The organism is Streptomyces auratus, from assembly GCF_050433025.1.
Taxonomy (GTDB): Bacteria; Actinomycetota; Actinomycetes; order Streptomycetales; family Streptomycetaceae; genus Streptomyces; species Streptomyces sioyaensis.
Genome location: NZ_JBNGCB010000001.1, coordinates 592,627 through 614,676, shown reverse-complemented (window position 1 = coordinate 614,676; position 22,050 = coordinate 592,627). Strand labels below are relative to the sequence as shown.

Annotated in this window: 3 protein-coding genes; all 3 read left to right on the top strand. The window is 74.7% G+C overall.

The window, feature by feature from the left end; all coding sequences use genetic code 11:
- Positions 1–509 precede the first annotated feature (509 nt).
- The 3 genes from BKA18_RS02470 to BKA18_RS02460 all read left to right on the top strand — a co-directional run bounded on the left by BKA18_RS02470 (position 510) and on the right by BKA18_RS02460 (position 22,042).
- Positions 510–1,718, top strand: a complete 1,209-nt coding sequence (locus tag BKA18_RS02470) for a cytochrome P450 (RefSeq protein ID WP_366047742.1) — start codon at positions 510–512, stop codon at positions 1,716–1,718.
- Positions 1,719–1,893: 175 nt separating this feature from the next.
- Positions 1,894–3,246 carry a serine hydrolase domain-containing protein gene (locus tag BKA18_RS02465; protein WP_366047743.1) on the top strand — a complete coding sequence of 451 codons (1,353 nt, stop codon included), beginning with the start codon at positions 1,894–1,896 and terminating at the stop codon, positions 3,244–3,246.
- Positions 3,247–3,397: 151 nt separating this feature from the next.
- A complete protein-coding gene (locus BKA18_RS02460) occupies positions 3,398–22,042 on the top strand; it encodes a non-ribosomal peptide synthetase (RefSeq protein WP_366047744.1) in 18,645 nt (6,214 codons plus the stop codon).
- Positions 22,043–22,050: the final 8 nt, after the last annotated feature.

The window sequence follows — 22,050 nt, the reverse complement described above, 5'->3', positions numbered from 1 at the left end:
ACGGCCCGCGGTACGGCCCCGGTGGGGACCCGGCCGACCGCCGAGGCAGCCTCCGCGCCGCTGTCCGCCGCAGGTCGCGGTGGGGTGCCGCCCGTGTCGCTCGCCGTGCAGTGGCGCTCGGCGCCGCCCGCGTCCGTGACGACCCGGAGCGCGAATGCGGCTGCACAGGCTGTCGCTTTGTCGTGCGACCCGGTATTCGCGCGCTGCTGCCTGCCGTGCGCCGGAATTCACGTGCGCACGTCCCCTTGAGCGACCGTGCGGTCGCGGAACTCGGTGTGCCTCGCCCCCCGGGGTGACCGCGACACCACCGCGCACGGAGTTCCGGAGCGGCGATTTCGTCCGCACCGGAAACCATCAAGAAAGTAACCAAGGTCAGGAAAAGGCGGTGACGTGAGTCCGTTGTGCCGTATCGCAATCCACCGTTCCGGGGCACATGACCGCCTACCGGTCGTTTGCACCACTGCCGGCGAGGAGCGAATCCTCCCGGACCCGCTCGCCAGGGAGAACCGGTGACCAGCAACGAACTGATACAGGCCCCCTTCGCCTTCGACGCGCTCGTCGACGGGTGGAGAACCGCGCGGCAGGCCGGCCCCGTCCGCTACGACGAGCAGCAGAAGCTGTGGCAGGTGCTGGACCACGAGAGCGTGGCCGCCGTGCTCGCCGATCCGGCCGCGTACTCCTCGGACTTCTCCGGGCTGGCCCCCACCCAGCCGGACTTCGAGACCTTCCGCCAGGGCAACTTCGTCGGCATGGACCCGCCGGCGCACCGCAAGCTGCGCACCCTGGTCAGCCAGGCCTTCACCCCGCGCGTGGTGGCCGGACTCGAACCGCGGATTCACGCCGTCACCACGGAGCTGCTCGACGCCGTCGAGGACCGCGACCGGTTCGACGTGGTCGACGCGCTGGCCTACCCGCTGCCCCTCATCGTCATCGCCGAACTGCTGGGGATCCCGGCGGGCGACCGGGCGTTGTTCCAGGAGTGGGCGGCCACCCTCTTCGGCGGGGACGAGATCGGCTCGTCGCTGGACATGGCCGACGTCGAGCGCGCGCTGGACTCCATCGCGCCCACCGTGCGCGAGATGAACGGCTACCTCCTCGACCACATCCGCCACCACCGGAAGAATCCGGGCGAGGGGCTGACCAGCCGGCTGGTGCGGGCCGAGGTGGACGGGGTGCGTCTGACGGACCAGGAGATCGTCGGCTTCGTGGCGCTGCTGCTGGTCGCCGGGCACATCACCACCACCGCCCTGCTGGGCAATGCCCTGCTCTGCCTCGACCAATACCCCGACGAGGCCGCTTGGTTGCGCGCCGATCCCGGGCGGCTGCCGGACGTCATCGAAGAGGTGCTGCGCTGGCTGCCGCCCTTCCCCGAGCTGGGCCGCCGGACCACCCGTGAAGTGCAGCTCGCCGGGCGGACCCTGCCCGCCGACTCGGTGGTGATGGCCAACTTGGCCGCCGCCAACCGCGATCCGGCCCGGTTCGCCCGCCCCGACGACTTCGATGTGACCCGCAGCCCCAACCCGCACCTCACCTTCGGCCACGGCATCCACTTCTGCTTCGGTGCGCCGCTGGCCCGGCTGGAGGCCCGGATCGCCCTGCGGCTGGTGCTGGAACGTTTCCCTGAGATCGCCGTGGCCCGTCGCAGCGAGGTCGAGATCCAGAATCCCGCCGTCATCGTCAGCGTGCGCCGACTGCCGCTGGAGGTACGGAGGTCATAGCGCCGTTCCCGGCGCGTTCGGCCGCAGGGGCCGCGGGCGCGGGGAGTCCAGCCGTCGAGCACGCCTCGGCGACCAGGCCCGGAGGCCGGTGCGCCGACACCGCGACCGGGACCGGTTCACGGTGAGCCGGCACATCAACGCCTCGTGAATTTCGAGATCCGGGAGTAGCTTTCTCATGCCGTATGCCACGAGCGCTCCGGTCGCAAGCCGGCAGCAGACGCAGATACGACGCCTGTTACAAGAGCGTCTGCACACGCTCGCCCGCGCCCATCAGGTGCCGGGAGCCCAGCTCGCCGTGCACACCGACTCGGTCACGTACAGCGTCCACACCGGCGACGCGGACGTCTCCACGGGCCGGCCGTTCACCGCGGACACCGCGGTGCCGCTCGGATCCGTCACCAAGTGCTACACCGCCGCGGTCGTCATGCTGCTCGCCGCCGACGGCGACCTCGCGCCGGCCGACCGGGTCGCCCTGTACGTGCCGGAGCTGCGGACGCCGCAGGTGACCGTGCGGCAGCTGCTCAGCCACACGGCGGGGCTCCCGACCGGGCCCGACTCGGACGACGTCGCGGCCCTGACGCCGTCCCGCTATCTGTCCGCGCACTGCGCCGACCGGGACACCGTGTGCGCGCCCGGGACCGGATTCTCCTACTCCAACGCCGGGTTCGTCGCCGCCGGCCGGCTGATCGAATCGGTGACGGGCATGCCCTGGCAGGACGCGGTACGGGCCTTCCTCCTGGAACCCCTGGGCACCCGGCCCGCCTTCCTCGGCGACCGTGCGCCGGAGCGACCGGTGGCGAGCGGACACTCCGCCAACCCGCTCTCCGGCCGCGTCCGGCCGGTGCAGCAGACCCTCGCGCCGGTGGAGGCGCCGGCGGGTGGCCTGCTGGCGAGCGCGCTCGACCTGGTCGCACTGGGCCGGGACCTGATCGGACACGGCCCCCGCCCGGTGCTGCCGCAGGACGCCGCCGAGGAGATGCGCCGCCCGGTCCCCGGCGCCGTGCCGGGTGTCCTGGCGGACGCCTGGGGGCTGGGCCTCGCGCTTTTCCAGCAGGGCGCGGCACAGTGGTGCGGCCATGACGGCAACGCGCAGGGCACCTCCTGCCATCTGCGGGCCGAACCGGACAGCGGCACCGTGGTCGCCTTCACCAGCAACGCCAACAGCGGCACCGCCCTGTGGCACGAACTGGCCGACGACCTCGCCGGGATCACCGGGGTGAGCGTGCCCGCGGCACCGCGCCCGCGGGAGGCCGGCGCTCCCCTCGCACTTCCCCAGTGCGCCGGGACCTACCACAACGGAACCGTCGAATACCGCGTCACCGCCGACGCGGAGGGCTCCCTGGCGCTGTCCGTGAGCGGCGACACTCCGGCACCCCTCGTCTGCTACGCGGATCTGAGCTGCGATCTGGTGGACCCCGCGTCCGGCCGCCGGGTGCCCGGCGGATGTTTCGTGCGTGATCCGGACACCGGCACGATCGACCGGCTGCAGATCTCCGGACGCACGGCCCGCCGTACCGCCGCCGCCTGAGCCGAGCCCGCCGCCGGCGGCCCGCGCGCCTCCCCGCTCTTTGCGCCGGGCCCGGCCGGACCTCGGCCCTGCCCCCTGTCCGGGACCGCTCTCCCGGGCTGCTCGACGTCCTTTTGCCCTGCCCCGTCCCCGCCCCGAAGGACTGACTTCCATGTCGGACCCGCACGAAAACTCCGCACCCGCGTCCGCATTGGCGCAGACCCGGACCGGTTCGCCGGTCGTCGGGCCCGGCGCGGTCCGTCCGGTGCCCCCGTGTTCGCTCGGTGACCTGTTCGCCGCGTGGGTGGCGCGCACCCCGCAGGCACCCGCCGTCACGGACGGCCGGCGGACCTGGTCCTACCGCGAACTCGACACCTGGGCCAACCGCCTGGCGCACGACCTCATCGGACGCGGCGTGGGGCCGGAGCGCACGGTGGCGCTGGTGCTGCCCCGCTCGGTCGAACTGGTCGTGGCGGAACTGGCCGTGGCCAAAGCCGGCGGCGCGTTCCTGCCCGTCGACCCGGCCTACCCCGCCGAACGCCGGGAGCTGATGCTCGCCGACGCCGATCCGGCCGTGGTCCTCGACGATCCGGCCCGGCTCCGGCTCGCCACCGGACCGGACCACACCCCGCAGGACGCGGACCGGTGCGCGCCGCTGTACGCCGCGCACCCGGCCTACGTCATCTACACCTCGGGGTCGACCGGTGTCCCCAAGGGGGTGACGGTCGCCCACACCGGACTGGCCGGCTTCGCCGCGGCGGCGGCCGACCGGTACGCCGTCGAACCCGGTGACCGCGTCCTGCAGTTCTCGTCCCCGAGCTTCGACGCCGCGGTCCTGGAGCTGTGCAGCTCCCTGCTGTCCGGCGCCACCCTCGTGGTGCCGCCGGACGGCCCGTGGCTGGGCGACGACCTCACCGACGTCCTGACCGAGCACCGCATCACCCATGCGCTCATCCCGCCGGCCGCGCTCGCCACGCTGCCCGCCCCGGCCGGTGACCGGACCCTGCCCGACCTGCGGACACTGATCGTGGGAGCCGAGGCCTGCCCGGCCGATCTGGTCGACCGCTGGGCCGCAGGGCGCCGGCTGATCAACTCCTACGGTCCCACCGAGGCCACGGTGGTCGCCTCCTGGACCGGACCGCTGGCCGTCGGCGGCGGCACCCCGCCGATCGGCGGGCCGCTGCCGTACACCCGGCTGCATGTACTGGACGCGACGATGCGTCCGGTGGCAGCCGGGACCAGCGGTGAACTGTACGTGGGGGGCGAGGGGGTGGCCCGCGGCTACCTCAACCGCCCGGGCCTGACCGCCGCGCGCTTCGTGGCCGACCCGTACGGACCGCCCGGAACCCGGCTCTACCGCACCGGAGACCTGGCGCGCTGGAACGCGGACGGCGAGCTGGAGTACCTCGGTCGGCTCGACCGGCAGGTCAAGATACGCGGCTTCCGGGTCGAACCCGGCGAGATCGAGGCGGTGTTGGCGGGCCACGCCGACGTCGGTGAAGCGGTCGTCCTGGTGCGCGAGGACGAGCCCGGACGGCAGCGGCTCGTCGGCTATGTGACGCCGGGGGACGACGACCGGCCGCCGCAGCCGGCGGCGCTGCGGGCGGCGGTCGCCCGCAGCCTGCCGGCGCACATGGTGCCGTCGGCCGTCGTGGTCCTGGACGCGTTCCCGCTCACCGCACACCACAAGATCGACCGGACGGCCCTGCCCGAGCCCGGCCCGGCCCACACCGCGAGCCACCTCGCGCCCCGGACGCCCGCCGAGCGGACCGTGGCCGGCATCTGGTCGGACGTCCTGGACGTGCACCCCGTCGGCGCCGACGACGACTTCTTCGCCCTCGGCGGCGACTCCGTCCTCGCGGTGCGGGTGCTCTCCCGGATCAGGGAGGAGCGGCGGGTCCGGCTGACCGTCCGGGACCTGTTCACCGCCCGGACGGTCGCCGAAGTGGCCGCCCTTCTCGACGGAGTCGACGGCACGGATCCCGCGACACCGATCCCGTCGGCCCCGCGCGAGCGCCCGCTGCCGCTCTCCGCCGCCCAGCAGCGGCTGTGGTTCCTCGACGACCTCACGGCCGGCGGCAGCGAGTACAACACCGGGGTCGGGGTGCGGCTGCGCGGACGGCTGGACCAGGGCGCGCTCGGCCGTGCCCTGGACCGGCTCGCCGCGCGCCACGACGCGCTGCGCACCACCTTCACCACGGTGGACGGACGCGGTGTGCAACGGGTCGACGACGCGGCCGCTCTGCCGATGCGCACCGCCGACCTGCGCACCCTGTCGGCCGGCGAGCACACCGCAGCGGCCGAGCGGCTGCTGACCGAGGAGCTGGAGCGCCGCTACGACCTGCGCGAGGGCCCGCTGACCCGTGCGCTGCTGATCCGGCTCGCCGACGAGGAGCACCTGCTGCTGCTCGCCCAGCACCACCTCGTCACCGACGGCTGGTCGGTCGGCATCCTGGTCCGGGAACTGGCCGCGCTGTACGCCGCCGAGGCCGACGGGAAGCCGGACGACCTGCCACGACCGGCCCTGCAGTACCCGGACTTCGCCGTGTGGGAGCACGGTCGCCCGGCGCCCTCCCGGCACGCGGCGGACCTCGCGTACTGGAAGCGGCAGCTGTCCGGGACGCCGCAGCTGGACCTGCCCACGGACCGGCCCCGGCCGCCGGTGCGCACCACGGCCGGCGCGGCACACCGCCACGAGCTGCCCGCGGACCTCGTCGCCCGTCTCGGCAGACTCGCCCGGGCCAAGGGCACGACCCCCTTCACCCTGTTCTCCGGGGCGGCCGCGGTGCTGTTCTCCCGCTACAGCGGCCAGCGGGACATCGCGTTCGGCACCGTCACCAACGGCCGCCACCGCCGCGAACTGGAGGACGTGGCGGGCTTCTTCGTCAACACCGTGGTCCTGCGGAGCGACGTCGACGGCGCGGTCACCGTCGACCGGTTCCTGGACACGATGCGGACCACGCTGATGGACGCCTTCAGCCATGACGGCGTGCCGTTCGACCGGGTCGTCGAGGAGCTGGCCCCGCCGCGGGACCCCAGCCGCACGCCCCTCGTGCAGGTCCTCGTGGTCCAGCAGACCGCCATGGTGCACCCCCAGGAGGCCGGCGGCGTACGGATCGAGGAGCATCCGCTGCCGCGCCCGGCCGCACGGTTCGACCTGGTGCTGGAGTTCCTGCCGCGCAGCGACGGCTCCTTCGGACTGACCGTCGAGTACAACACCGACCTGTTCGACGCCCGGACCGTGGCCCGGATGAGCCGTCATCTGCACCTCCTGCTGGCGGGCATGGTGGACGGCCCGCACCGGACCGTGGCCGAACTGCCGCTGCTCACGGACGACGAGCGGCGCACCATGCTCGACGCCTGGAACGCGCCGCAGCAGGAGGCTCCGGAGACGACGCTGCCCGCCCTCTTCGAGGCGCAGACCGCCCGTACGCCCGACCGGACCGCCGTGGTCTGCGGCGGGACGCAGCTCACCTACGACGAGGTGAACCGGCGCGCCAACCGCCTCGCCCGGCTGCTGGCCGGCCGGGGGGTCGGTCCGGAGTCCCTGGTGGCCCTGGCGCTGCCGCGCTCCGCCGACCTGGTCGCGGTCCTGTGGGCGGTGCTCAAGGCGGGTGCCGGATATCTGCCGGTGGACCCCGGCTATCCGGCCGAGCGCATCCGGTTCATGCTCGCCGACGCCGCTCCGGCCGTCGTCCTGACCACGCGGGACACGGCCGGCTGCCTGCCCGAGGGCACCGAGCCGCTGGTGCTGGACGACCCGGGGACCCTGGCCGCGCTGCCCGGGTCCCCGGAGGACGACCTCACCGACGCCGAACGGGCGCGCCCGCTCGATCCCCGCCACCCCGCCTACGTCATCTACACCTCCGGCTCGACGGGACGGCCCAAGGGTGTGGTGGTTTCGCACGCCAGCGTGGCCGACCTGGCGGTGTGGGCGGGGGAGACGTTCGGGCGGCAGCGGCTGACCGATGTCGTGGCCTCCACCTCGCTCAACTTCGATGTGTCCGTCTTCGAGCTGCTGTGCCCCCTGCTGTCCGGCGGCAGCATCGAGGTGGTGGCCGACCTGCCGGCCCTCGCCGACCGGGCGGGCGGCGCCCCGCGGCAGGCCGGTCTCCTCAGCGGGGTGCCGTCGGTGGTTTCCCGGATGCTCACCCGGAACGCCGCCGCCGTCCGGGCCGACACGGTGGTGCTGGCGGGCGAGGCGCTGCCCGCGCAGACCGTGCGCGACATCCGCCGGACCATGCCCGCCGCCCAGGTCGCCAACATCTACGGGCCGACCGAGGCCACCGTGTACGCCACCGCGTGGTTCGCCGGCGACGGCATCCCCGAGCAGTCCCCGCCGATCGGCCGGCCCGTCGCCCGCACCCGCGCCTACGTCCTGGACGGCCTGCTGCGGCCCCAACCACCGGGCGTGACGGGGGAGTTGTACCTCGGCGGCGGGGGCCTGGCCCGCGGGTACCTCGGGCGGCCCGGTCTGACCGCCACCCGGTTCGTCGCCGACCCCTTCGCCGGGCCGGGCAGCCGGATGTACCGCACCGGCGACCTGGTGCGGTGGACCGCCGAGGGCGAGCTGGAGTACGTCGGCCGGGCCGACCAGCAGGTCAAGGTGCGGGGCTTCCGCATCGAGCTGGGCGAGGTCGAGGCGGCGCTGCTGCGCTGTGCGGGGGTGGCCCAGGCGGCCGCCGCCACCCGGGAGAGCGACGGCCACAAGCGCCTGATCGGCTATGTCGTGCCGGCCCCCGGGGCGGAGCTCGACCCGGGCGCGCTGTGCCGCGAACTCGGCCGCAGCGTGCCCGACTACATGGTGCCGGCCTCGGTCGTCGTCCTGCCGGTGCTGCCGCTCAACCCCAACGGCAAACTCGACCGGGACCGGCTGCCCGCCCCCGACCGGACGGCCGCGGGGACGGCGGAGTACGTGGCGCCGCGCACCGCCACCGAACGGGCGCTGGCCGCCGTGTGGGCCGACGTCCTGCGGGTGGCACGGGTCGGCGTGGAGGACAACTTCTTCACGCTGGGCGGCGACTCGATCCTCAGCATCCAGGTGGTCGCCCAGGCACGGCAGGCGGGGCTGGCCGTCACCTCGCGCGACGTCTACCGGCACCAGACGGTCGGCGCCCTCGCCCAGTGCGTGGACGCCGCCGCCGAGCGGCCGGCTGCCGGCCCGGCCCCCGAGGCGGTGGCCACCGGTACCGCTCCCCTGACACCCCTTCAGCACTGGCTGTTCGAGAGCGATGCCGACCGGGCCGGCCACTTCGGCCAGACGCTGTCCGTCGAGCTGTCCGACGACCTCGACACCGCGGCGCTGGAGGCCGCTCTGCGCGAGGTGGTCGCCCACCACGACGCGCTGCGCTCGCGCTTCACGCGCGAGGGCGACGGCCGGTGGCTCCAGCACATCGAGGCCGAGGCGCCCGCGGCCGTGCTGCACCACCACCGTGGCCCCGACGCCACCGCCGTGCACCTCGGCCCGTTCGACCTGGCCTGCGGTCCGCTGTGGCGCGCCGTACTCCACGACCGGGGCGCCGGGCTGCCCCGGGTGCTGCATCTGACCGTCCACCACCTGGTGGTCGACGGCGTCTCCTGGCGCATCCTGCTGGCGGACCTGGACCGGGCCTACCGCGCACGGCAGCGCGGCGAGCAGGCCGCCGCGCTGCCGGCGAAGTCCTCCCCGCTGCGCCACTGGGCCCGCCGGCTCACCGAACACGCCGGCACCGGCGGCTTCCAGGACGAGACGGCGTACTGGACCGCGCTGGCCCGCTCCTGTGACCCGGAGCTGCCGACCGACCTCGACGGCGCCAACACCTATGCGTCGGCCCGCTCGGTGACCGTGCGCCTCACCCCGCAGGACACCTCCGTCCTGCTGCACACCCTGCCCAGTGCCTACCGCACCCAGGTCAACGACGTGCTGCTGAGCGCGCTGGGCCGGACGCTGCACGGGTGGACCGGCCGGGACCGGGTCCCGGTGGACCTGGAGGGCCACGGCCGGGAGGAGCTCTTCGGCGACCTGGACCTGAGCCGCACGGTCGGCTGGTTCACCACCCGCTACCCGGTCGCCCTCACCGTGGCACCGGACGCGGACTGGGGCACCGTGCTGAAGTCGGTCAAGGAGCAGCTGCGCGCCGTGCCCCGCCGCGGTCTGGGCTACGGCGTCCAGCGCCACCTGATCCGGCCGGAGGACCTGCCCACCACGCCGACCGCCGGCATCAGCTTCAACTACCTCGGCCAGTTCGGCCTGCCCGGCGGCGACGGCTGCCTCTACCGCGGCCCGCACCGCGAGCTGTCGCTGGACGCCGACCCGGCGGCGGCGCGGCCGCACGCGCTGGAGGTCGTCGGCCGGCTCGACGGCGACGCCCTGGAATTCACCTGGTTCTACTCGGCGAACCTCCACCACGAGGAGACCGTCACCGCGCTGGCCGGTGCCTTCGCGCGGGCGCTGGGCGACATCGCCCGGCACGGCGCCCGGCCGGGGGCCGGCGGCCGCACCCCGTCCGACTTCCCGCTGGCCGCGCTCGACCAGCCGGCCGTGGACCGGGTGGTGGGCGAGGACGCCGCCGCCGTCGAGGACATCCACCCGCTCACCCCCACCCAGGCCGGCATGCTCTTCCACCGGCTGTCCCAGGACGACCGACGCGTCTACTTCCAGCAGCTCGCCTTCGTGCTGGACGGTGTGCCCGACCCCCAGGTCCTCGCCGCGGCCTGGCAGCGGGTGACCGACCGCACGCCGGTGCTGCGGGGCCGGGTGGTGTGGCAGGACGTACCCGATCCGCTGCTCGTGGTCGAGCGCGACGCCACGGTGCCGGTGCGCCGGCTCGACTGGCGCGCCCTGACGGACGAGGAGCGGCGGGCGCGGCTGCAAGAGCTGCTCGACGACGACCGGCGGCGCGGGATCGACCTCGAAACCGCCCCGCTCCAGCGGCTCACCCTCGCCCGGCTGTCGGACACCGAGGTACAGGTGGTGTGGTCCTTCCACCATCTGGTGCTCGACGGCTGGAGCCTGTTCCAGGTGCTGTCCGACGTCTTCCGGTGCCATGCGCTGCTGTCCGAGGGGGACACCGCGGCGGAGAGCGGCCTGCCGGTCCGCCGGCCCTTCCGTGACTATGTGGCCTGGCTGCGCGAGCGCGACTGGGCATCGGCCGAACGGCACTGGCGGGCCCGCCTCGACGGCCTGGCCGAGCCCACCGCCCTGCCCTACGACCGCGAGCCCCGGGAGACCCATCGCGCCGAGTCCACCGCAGCGGTGCGCCGCACCCTGTCTGCCGGCACCACCCGCGCCCTGGACGAGCTGGCCAAGCGCACCGGGGTGACCGTGAACACCCTGGTGCAGAGTGCCTGGGCGCTGCTGTTGGCCCGTCAGACCGGCCGTCGCGAGGTCGTCTTCGGTACCACCGTCTCCGGGCGGCCGCCCGAGCTGCCCGGCGTCGAGGCGATGAACGGGCTGTTCATCGCGACCGTGCCGACCCGGCTGACCGTCCCGGCCGACGGCACCCTGGGGGACTGGCTGCGCCGGGTGCAGGAGATCCAGACCGACGACCGGCGCTTCGACTTCGTGCCGCTCACCCGGCTGACGGCCTTTTGCGACCTGCCCGAGCGGGTCGCGCTGTTCGACAGCATCGTGGTCTTCGAGAACTACCCGGTCGGCGACGACCTCGCCGCCGCGCACGGCCTCCGGCTCAGCGGCCTCGACGGCATCGAGACCACCAACTACCCCCTGAGCCTGGTCGCCTACCCGGGCGCGGAGCTGGCGCTGCGGCTCGGCTACGACCCGGAGCTGTTCGACGCCGCCACCGTCGAGCGGATGGGGGAGTACCTCACGGTGCTGCTGGCGGGCATGGCCGCCGACGCCGGGGGCCCGCCCGCGCGGCTGCCGGTGCTCGGTGCCGCGCACCGCCGCCAGGTCGTCGAGGAGTGGAACGACACCGCCGCCGCACTGCCCGAGGGCACGGTGGCCGAGCTGTTCGCCGCCCAGGCCCGGCGCACCCCCGACGCCATGGCCCTGGACGCCGGGGAGCTGAGATTGACGTACCGTCAACTAGAGGCGAGAGCCGATGCATTGGCCCATCGGCTGATCGGGATCGGCGTCGGACCGGAGCGTCCGGTCGGGGTCCTCATGGACCGCTCGGCCGCGCTGGTCGTCGCCCAGCTGGCGCTCGCCAAGGCCGGCGGCGTGTACGTCCCGCTGGACGGCCGCGCCCCGCGGGAGCGGCTGCGGCAGGTCCTGGCGGAGAGCGCGGCGGACCTCGTCCTCACCGATGCCTCCTGGGAGGAGACCGCCCGGGAGGCGGCTCCCGACGGGCGCACCCTGCTGCTCACCGGTGACGGAGCGGCCGCGGTGCCGCCCGGAGCCGCGGACACCCCCGCCCCGGCCGGTGCGCCGCTGCCCGCCGTCCACCCCGACAACGTGCTGTACCTGATGTTCACCTCCGGCTCCACCGGGCGCCCCAAGGGTGTCGCGGTGCGCCACCGGGACGTCGTCGCGCTCGCCTTCGACCGCGCCTTCGCCGCACACGACCGGGTCCTGGTGCACTCCCCGCAGGCCTTCGACGCCGCCACCTACGAACTGTGGGTACCGCTGCTGCGCGGCGGTACGGCCGTGCTGGCCCCGCCGGCGGACATCGACGCCGCCACGGTGCGCCGGGCGATCACGGAACAGGGCGTCAGCTGCCTGTGGTTGACCGCCGGACTGTTCCGCCTGCTCGCCCAGGAGGACCCCGGGTGCCTGCGCGGTGCCCGGGAAGTGTGGACCGGCGGCGAGGCCGTACCGGGTGCCGCGGTCCGCCGCCTGCTCGACGCCTGCCCGGACCTCACCGTGGTCGACGGCTACGGCCCCACCGAGACGACCACCTTCGCGACCCGGCGGGTCTTCCGCGCCGGCGACCCGCTGCCCGCCGCCCTGCCCATCGGGCGCCCCCTGGACAACACCCGGGTCTATGTGCTGGACGACGCGCTCCAGCCGCAGCCGCCCGGCATCCCGGGAGAGCTCTACATCGCCGGTGCCGGACTGGCCCGCGGCTACGGCGGCCGCCCCGGCGCGACCGCCGAACGCTACCTCGCCGACCCGTTCGGCCCGGCCGGCACCCGGATGTACCGCACCGGCGACATCGTGCGCTGGAGCGCGGACGGTGAACTCCACTTCGTGGGGCGCGCCGACGACCAGATCAAGATCCGGGGCTTCCGCGTCGAACCGGCCGAGATCGAGGCCGCGCTCACCCGCCACGACAGCGTGGGCGAAGCGGTGCTGACCGTCCTCGCCGACGGCGGCCGCAAGCGCCTGGTCGCCCACCTCGTGGCCGCCCCGGGAACGACCGTGCCGCCGGCGGCCGAGCTGCGCGCCTTCCTCGCCGAGGTGTTGCCCGACTACATGCTCCCGGCCGCGTTCGTCACCCTGGAGGCGCTGCCCCTGACCGGCAACGGAAAGGTCGACCGGCGACGGCTGCCCGCCCCCGACCCGTCGGCCGCCACCGCGGGTGAGCACCGCGCCCCGCGCACCGAGGCGGAGCGGATCCTCGCGGAGATCTGGTGCGCCCTGCTGGGCATCGACCGGGTGGGCGTGGACGACAACTTCTTCATGCTGGGCGGCGATTCGATCCTCAGCATCCAGGTCGTCTCGCGCGCCCGCCGGGCGGGCCTGTCCCTCACCCCCCGGGACCTGTTCCGCCACCCCACCATCGCCGCGCTGACCGCCGCCACCGGCGCCACCGCGCAGGTCACCGGCACCGGCCCGGTGACCGGGGACGTCGACCTCACCCCGATCCAGCACTGGTTCCTCGACGCCCGGCCCGAGCGCCCCGGCTACTTCAACCAGTCCGTCGTCATCGAGCTGGCCGAGGACCCCGACCCGCGGGCCCTGGAAGCGGCCCTGCGTGCGCTGTGGTCCCACCATGACGCCCTGCGCGGCCGCTTCACCGAGGGGGCGGACGGGACCTGGCGCCAGCACTGCCCGGCACCGGACGCGACGGACCCGCAGCTGCTGCGGGCGCACGACCTGACCGGGCTGACCGGCAAGGAGTGCGACGCCGCGGTGGACGCCGCCCGCGCCGAGGCGGACACGGGCTTCCGGCTGGAGTCCGGCCCGCTGCTCGCAGGCCGGCTCTTCACCGGCGCGCAGGACCGGCCGCCCCAGCTCTACCTGACGGTGCATCACCTCGTGGTCGACGGCGTCTCCTGGCGGGTGCTGCTGGAGGACCTGGAGAGCGCCTACCGGCAGGCCCGCGCCGGGGAGCCGGTGCGCCTGCCCGCCCGGACCACCTCCGTACAGGAATGGGCCCGGCGGTTGCACGCCCACACCGAGGCCGGCGGCTTCACCGGGGAGCTCGCCCACTGGAGCGCGGTGGGCGCGCGCTGCGCGGCCGCGCTGCCCGTCGACTCCGCGGGGACCAACACGATCGCCGACCTCCGCTCGGTCACCGTCCGTCTGGACCGGCGACGCACCGACGACCTGTTGCAGAAGGTGCCCGGCGTCTACCGCACGCAGATCAACGACGTACTGCTCACGGCGCTCGGCCGGGTGCTGGCCGACTGGACCGGTGAGCGCACCGTCGCCGTCGGCCTGGAGGGGCACGGCCGCGAGGACCAGCTCTTCGACGACGTCGACCTGTCCCGTACGGTCGGCTGGTTCACCACCCTGTTCCCCGTCGCCCTCGACGTGCCGGCCGGCGACTGGGCCACGGCGCTCACCTCCGTCAAGGAGCAACTGCGCGCCGTGCCCGGCCGGGGGCTCGGCCACGGGGCGCTGCGCCATCTCGCGGGGGCCCCGGAGCTCGCCGGCGCACCCCGGCCCGGGATCAGCTTCAACTACCTGGGCCGCTTCGACTGGTCCGCCGAGGGCGGCGGCCTGATCCGCGGGGTGCGCGGCGGACTGGACGGCGCCGCCGCGCCCGAGTCGGTCCGCCCGCACCTGCTGGACGTGGTGGGCCGGGTCGAGGACCGCCGGCTGGAACTCACCTGGTACTACAGCAGCGGGGTGCACCGCGAGGAGACGGTCTCCGCCCTGGCCACGGGCATGCTCTCGGCGCTGGAGGACATCGTCGCCCACTGCGCCGGCCCGGGCGCCGGCGGCCGCACCCCCTCCGACTTCCCGCTGGCCCGCCTCGACCAGGCGGCCGTGGACCGGATCGCGGCGGACGGGAGTGCGGTCGAGGACATCTATCCGCTGACCCCGATGCAGGCCGGCATGCTCTTCCACGGCCTGATGGATCCGTCGTCCGGCGCCTACTTCAACCAGGTCCAGCTGGTGCTCTCCGGCGTCACCGACCCCGCCGCCCTCGCCGAGGCCTGGCAGCAGGCGTCCGACGCCAATCCGATGCTCCGCACCCGACTGGTGTGGGAGGAGACCGCCGAGCCGCTGCAGATCGTCCGGACCCGCGCCACCGTCCCGATCACCCATCACGACTGGTCGGGATGGGCCCCCGAACGGTGCGAGCGCGCCCTGGAGACCCTGCTCGCCGAGGACCGGGCGGCCGGTCTCGACCTGACCTGCGCCCCGCTGATGCGGCTCGCCCTGATCAGGCTCTCCACGGACCGGGTCCGGCTCGTGTGGACCTTCCACCACGTCCTGCTCGACGGCTGGAGCGCGGCCCAGGTCTTCGACGAGATCTGCGAGCGGTACGCGGCGCTCACCGCGGGCCGCCGCCCCGAGGTCCCCTCGCGTGCCCCCTTCAGCAGCTATCTGCGCTGGCTGGCGGAGCAGGACAGCACGCAGGCCGAGCGGCACTGGCGCACCGCGCTGGCCGGATTCACCTCCCCGACCGAACTGCCGCGGGACCGGCGTCCCCTGGAGGCCCACCGCACCGCCTCGTCGGGCTCGGTCGGCGTCACGCTCGGCGCCGAGGAGTCCGCCCGGCTGCGGGAGACGGCGCAGCGGGCCGGCCTGACCATGAACACCGTCCTCCAGGGCGCCTGGGGCCTGCTGCTCTCGCGCTACGGCCACAGCGACGACGTGGTCTTCGGCACCACCGTCTCCGGCCGGCCCGCCGCCCTGCCGGGCGTCGAGTCCATGGTCGGCGTGTTCATCAACACCCTGCCCACCCGGGTGCGGGTCGACGGGGAGCGGGCGTTGCTGGACTGGCTGCGCGAACTCCAGACGTCCCAGTCGGAGTCCCGCCGGTTCGACTTCGTCTCCCTGGCCCAGCTCCAGACCTGGAGCGAACTCCCCGGCGGAACTGGCCTGTTCGACAGCATCGTGGTCTTCGAGAACTACCCCTTCGACAGCGCGGCCCTCGCCCGGCACGGCCTGGGCATCCAGCAGGAACGCGACCTGGAGCCGACCAACTACGCGCTCGGCGTGGTCGTCGCCCCCGGCGAGCGCCTCGCCATCACCCTGGACTACGACCCGGCGGCCTTCGACGCCGGCACCGTCGAGCGGCTGGGGGAGTGCCTGCGCGTCCTGCTGACGGAGATGTCGGCGGACCCGGACCGCCGGTTGGCCGATCTGCCCCTGTTCAGCGGGGCGGAACGCGGGCGCCTCCTGGAGCAGTTCGGCGGACCGGCCGTCCGCAGACCGCGGCGGGTGCTGCCCGCGGTCTTCGAGGAGCAGGCGGCCCGCACCCCCGGCGCCCCGGCCGTGGTGGCCGGCGCCGACCGGCTGACCTACCGGGAGCTGAACGAGCGCGCCAACCGGCTGGCCCGGCTGCTGATCGCCGCCGGCGCCGGCCCGGAGCGGTTCGTGGCGCTCGCGCTGCCGCGCACGGCCGACCTGATGGTGGCCCTGCTCGCGGTGCTCAAGAGCGGCGCGGCATACCTGCCGGTCGACCCCACGTACCCGGCCGAGCGGATCGCCTTCCTCTTCGACGACATCGGGCCGGACATCGTGCTCACCACCACCGACCTGGCCGGCCGGCTGCCCGAGGGGCCCGCCACCCGGTTCGTGCTGGACGACGCCGGGACCGCCGAGCAGCTCGCGCAGCGGTCCGCCGCCGACCTCGGCGACGCCGAGCGGGCCGGTGCGCTGCTGCCCGCCCACCCCGCGTACGTCATCCACACCTCGGGGTCGACGGGCCTGCCCAAGGGCGTGGTGGTCACCCACGATTCGGTGGTGGCACTGGCCGACTGGGCGGCCGCCGAGTTCGGCGACCGCGGCCTGTCCCACGTCGTGGCCTCCACCTCGCTCAACTTCGACGTCTCGGTCTTCGAGATGGTCTGCCCGCTGCTGTCCGGCGGCTGCGTCGAGCTGGTCGGTGACCTGCTCGCGCTGGCCGAACGCCGCGGCCCCTGGAACGCGGGCCTGCTCAGCGCCGTCCCCTCGGCCCTGGGGCGGCTCCTCGCCGAGGACACCGTCCAGGTCACCGCCGAGACCGTGGTGCTGGCCGGTGAGGGGCTCGCCGCCCGCACCGTGGCGGAGGTCCGCGCCGCCGTCCCCGGCTGCCGGGTCGTGAACATCTACGGCCCCACCGAGGCCACCGTGTACGCCACCGCCTGGCACTGCGACCCCGGCGACCCCGACCGCACCCCGCCGATCGGCAGCCCCGTCACCGGCGCCCGCGCCTATGTCCTCGATCCGCGTCTGAAGCCGGTGCCCGTCGGGGTGCCCGGCGAGCTCTACCTCGCCGGTACGGGCGTGGCGCGCGGGTACTTCGCCCGCCCCGGACTGACCGCCCGGCGCTTCCTCGCCGACCCGTTCGGCCCCGCGGGCGAGCGGATGTACCGCACCGGCGACCTCGTGCGCTGGGACGCCCAGGGGGAGCTGGAGTACCTCGGCCGCACCGACGACCAGGTCAAGGTGCGCGGCTTCCGGATCGAACTGGGCGAGGTGGAGGCCGCGCTGGCCCGCCACCCGGAGGTGGCCGAGGCCGCCGCCCGGGTGGTCGAGACCGACGGCCACAAGCGGCTGGTGGGCTATGTCGTCGGGCGGGGCGCGGTGCGCCCCGACCCCGCCGCGCTGCGCGCCTTCCTCGCGCAGAGCCTGCCCGACCATCTGGTTCCTGCGGTCGTCGTCCCGCTGGAACGGCTGCCGTTGGGAACGACCGGGAAACTCGACCGGCGCGCCCTGCCGGCGCCCGACTGGGCGGCTCCGGCCGGCGGCCATCGCCCGCCGCGCACGGACACCGAGAAGACGCTCGCCGCCATCTGGGCCCAGGTGCTGGGCGTGGACCGGGTGGGCGCCGAGGACAACTACTTCGCCCTGGGCGGCGACTCGATCCTCAGCATCCAGATCGTCTCCGCGGCCCGCCGCGCGGGCATCGAACTGACGCCGCGGCAGCTGTTCGTCCACCAGACCGTCGCCGCCCTGGCCGCGGCCGCCGAAGGCCTGCCCGCCGCGTTGACCAGCGCCGAACAGGGCCCGGTGGTCGGCGAGGTCCCGCTCACCCCCGTCCAGCACTGGCTGTTCGACACCGTCCCCGACAGCCCCTGGCACTTCACCCAGTCGCTGTCCTTCCGGCTGACCGCCGAGGCCGACGAGGACGCGCTGCGTGCCGCCCTGGCCGCCGTACTGGAGCACCACGACGCCCTGCGGATGCGGTACGAGCCCACCGGCGAGGGCCGTTGGCGCCAGTTCGGCGTGGCACCCGGCGCGGCGCCCGCGCTGGAGGTGCGCGACCTGTCGCACTGGGCACCGGGTGACCGCCCCGGAGCGCTGGGCGCGCTGGCCCGGGACCTGAGCGCCGGCTTCGACCTGGCCGGTGGGCCGCTGCTGCGGTCCGTGCTGTGCCGGCTCGGTGCCGAGGAGCGTCCGGTCCTGCTGCTGGCGGCCCACCACCTGGTCGTGGACGCGGTGTCCTGGCGCATCCTCCTGGAGGATCTGGACACCGCCTACCGCGCGGTGCGCGCCGGGGGCCGGGCCGAGCTCGGCCCCAAGACGACCTCCTTCCGCACCTGGGCCGAGCGGCTGTCCGCGCACACCGCCGCCGGCGGCTTCGACGACGAACTCCCCTACTGGAGCGGGCCGCAGGGCCACGCCGAGCTGCCCACCGACGGCGTGGGCCGCAACACCGCGGATTCCGAGGACACGGTGACCGTCCGCCTGGAGGCCGAGGAGACCCGCCGGCTCCTCCAGGACGTGCCGGACACCTACCGCACCCGGGTCAACGACGTTCTGCTGTGTGCCCTGGGCCGGGTGCTGGCCCGCTGGACCGGGCACGACCGGGTGTTGATCGGGCTGGAGGGCCACGGCCGCGAGGAGATCTTCGACGACGTCGATCTCTCCCGTACCGTCGGCTGGTTCACCACCATGTTCCCGGTCGCACTGGACCTGCCGCCGCGGGCGGACCTCGCGGCGGCGCTGAAGTCCGCGAAGGAGGGGCTGCGGAGAGTGCCCCGGCACGGCCTGGGGCACGGTGCGCTGCGTCATCTGCGCACCCCGGCGGCCGACGGGCTCCCGCCCGCACCGCAGATCGGCTTCAACTACCTCGGCCAGCAGGACTGGAGCGCCTCGGCCGGCGACGGCCTGCTGCACGCACCGTACGGCGCACTGGAGGGCGGCATGGACCCGGCGGCCGACCGGCCGCAGCTGATCGATGTCGTCGGCCTGGTCGCGGACAAGCGGCTGGAGTTCACCTGGTCGTTCTCGAAGAACCTGCACCGGCGGGCCACCGTCGCCCGGCTGGCCGAGGAGATGGCCGCCGAACTGCGCGAGATCGTCCGGCACTGCGCGCAGCCGGACGCCGGCGGCCGAACCCCCTCCGACTTCCCGCTGGTCCGTCTGGACCAGGAGACCGTCGACCGGCTCGCCGGCAACGGCCGGGACGTCACGGACATCTATCCGCTGACCCCGACCCAGACGGGCCTGGTCTTCCACGGCCTGGACGAGCCCGACCAGGGGCTCTACGTGGAGCAGGCCACCTTCGTCGTGGACGGCGTGCACGATCTGCGGCTGCTGGCCGCCGCCTGGCAGCAGGTCGTGGACCGCACCCCCGTGCTGCGCAGCGCGGTGGTGCTGCGCGACGTGCCGGTGCCGCTCCAGACCGTGCACCACTGCGTCACCCTGCCCGTGACGGAGTACGACTGGAGCGCCCTGCCGCCGGACGAGCGGGACGCCGCGCTGGAGCGGCTGCTCGCCGAGGACCGGGCCCGCGGCATCGCCCTGGACCGGGCGCCGCTGCTACGGGTCGCCCTCATCCGGCTCTCCCCGGCCGAGGCGCGGGTCGTGTGGACCTTCCACCATGTGCTGCTCGACGGGTGGAGCGTCTTCCAGGTCCTCTCGGACGTCTTCGCCTGCCACGCGGCGCTCGCCGCGGGCACCGAGCCCCCTCTGCCGGACCGCAGGCCGTTCGCGGACTACGCCGCCTGGCTCGCCGCCCACGACACCGCCCCGGCCGAAGCGCACTGGCGCCGGGAGCTGGCGGGGCTGTCCGCCGCCACCCCGCTGCCCTACGACCGGCGCCCCGCCCAGGGCGCCGCCACCCGCGCCGGCACCTGGCACTCCCAGCGGCTCGATGCGGAACGGACCACCGCGCTGACGGACTTCGCCCGGCGCCACCACCTCACCCTCAACACCGTCGTCCAGGGGGTCTGGGGCCTGCTGCTGTCGCGCTGGAGCGGGGAGCGCGAGGTGTGCTTCGGCAGCACGGTCTCCGGCCGGCCCGCGGACCTGCCCGGCGCCGACGCCATCACCGGCCTGTTCATCAACACCCTGCCGGTGCGGGTCGACGTGGACGGCACCGCCGCCCCGGCGGACTGGCTGCGGGCGTTGCAGTCCGCACAGGCCGATGCCCGCGGGTTCGACCACGTCCCGCTGTCGGACCTGCGCGACTGGAGCGCACTGGACGCCGGGGAGCCGCTGTTCGAGAGCCTGGTGGTCTTCGAGAACTACCCGATCAACAACACCGCGGCCACCGCGCACGGCCTGCGGGTCCGCGATCTGCACGCCCTGGAGGCGACCAACTACCCGCTCACCGTGGTGATCTCGCCCGGCTCCGAACTGTGCGTCGAACTCGGCTACGACCCGCGGTACTTCGAGGAGTCCACCGCGCGGTCGCTGGCCGGGCAGCTGGTGCACACCCTCGCCGCCCTGGCGGCGCCCGATGCGGCCGGGTCCGTGGACGGGATCGACGTGCTGCCGCCGGACGAGCGCGCCCGGCTCACCGGCCGCCCGGCGGCGGACGCCGACACGGTCGCGCCGGCCACCCTCGCCGCACTCGTCGAGGCGGCGGTGGACCGCTGGCCCGAGGCACCCGCCGTGCGCGGGCCGGCAGGGACGCTGTCCTTCGCCCAGTTGGAGGCGCGGGCCAACCGCCTCGCGCACCGTCTCCTCGCCCGCGGGACGGGCCCCGGTGACCTCGTCGCCCTGGTCCTGCCGAGATCGGCCGAGATGGTCGTCGCCCAGCTCGCGACCGCCAAGGCGGGCGCCGCGTACCTGCCGGTCGACCCCGGCTACCCGCAAGAGCGGATCGCGCTGATGCTGCGCGACGCCGCCCCGGCCGTCACCCTGGACGCCGCGGAGATCAGGGAACTCCTGGACGTCGAAGACGACGTGGCACCCGGCCACCGGCCCACCGACCGGGACCGCGTCCGCCCGCTCGACCTCGACGACCCGGCCTATGTGATCTACACGTCCGGTTCCACCGGCATCCCCAAGGGCGTGGTCGTCACCCACCGCGGCCTCGCGGGCTTCGCCGCCGCCGAGGCCGACCACTACCAGGTCCGCCCGGGAGACCGGGTCCTGGCCTTCGCCACCCCCAGCTTCGACGCCTCGGTGCTGGAGCTGTGCATGTCCCTGCCGGCCGGTGCCTGCCTGGTGGTGCCGCCGCCCGGCCCGCTGCTCGGTGCGCAACTGGCCGCGGTGCTGCGCGAGGAGCGCATCACCCACACCCTGCTGCCACCGGCCGCGCTCGGCACGGTGCCGCCCGACACCGCGGGCACCCTGCCGGACCTGCGCACGCTGATCGTCGGCGCGGACGCCTGCGGCGCCGAACTCGTCGCCCGCTGGGCCCCGCACCACCGGATGATCAACTCGTACGGGCCCACCGAGACCACGGTGGTCGCCACCTGGTCCGGCCCGCTGTGCCCCGACGGCAGCGCGCCCCCCATCGGCCGCCCGCTGCCCGCGACCGGGGTGTACGTGCTCGACGAGCGGCTGCGCCCGGTAGCCGACGGCGTCCCGGGTGAACTCTGGATCAGCGGGGCCTCGCTGGCCCGCGGGTATCTGAACCGGCCGGGCCTGACCGCCACCCGCTTCACCGCCGACCCGTACGGCCCGCCGGGCACCCGGATGTACCGCACCGGCGACCGGGTCCGGCGCGACGCCCGCGGCGAGCTCCACCACCTCGGCCGGACCGACCACCAGATCAAGCTGCGCGGCCACCGCATCGAGGCGGGCGAGGTCGAGGCCGCCCTGACCCGGCACCCGGCCGTCCTGGACGCGGTGGTGACCGTACGGGAGGACGAGCCCAGGCTGCCGCGGCTGGTGGCCCATCTGCTCGCGGCACCCGGCGCCGCGGCTCCGGCCGGCCCGGAGCTGCGCGCCTTCGCCGCCCGCACGCTGCCCGGCCCCATGGTGCCCTCGGCCTTCGTCGTCCTGGAGCGCTTCCCGCTCACCGAGAACGGCAAGACCGACCGCGCCGCCCTGCCCGCACCCGGGCGGGACGCGGGGGAGCCGGCCCGGCACGTCGCCCCGCGCACCCCCACCGAGGAACTCCTCGCGGACATCTGGTCCACGGCCCTGGAGACGACCGTGGGCGTCGAGGACGACTTCTTCGCACGGGGCGGCGACTCGCTGCGCAGCCTGCTCATTGCCTCCCGGGCCAACGAGACCTTCGGGGTGTCCCTCACACCCCGCGATGTGCTGGTCTCCCGCACCGTCGCCGCCTTGGCGGACCTGGTGGAGGAGCACATCCTGCGCGAACTCGAAGACGCCGTACACGGCGACAGCGACCACGACGAACGGTGAGGAACGAC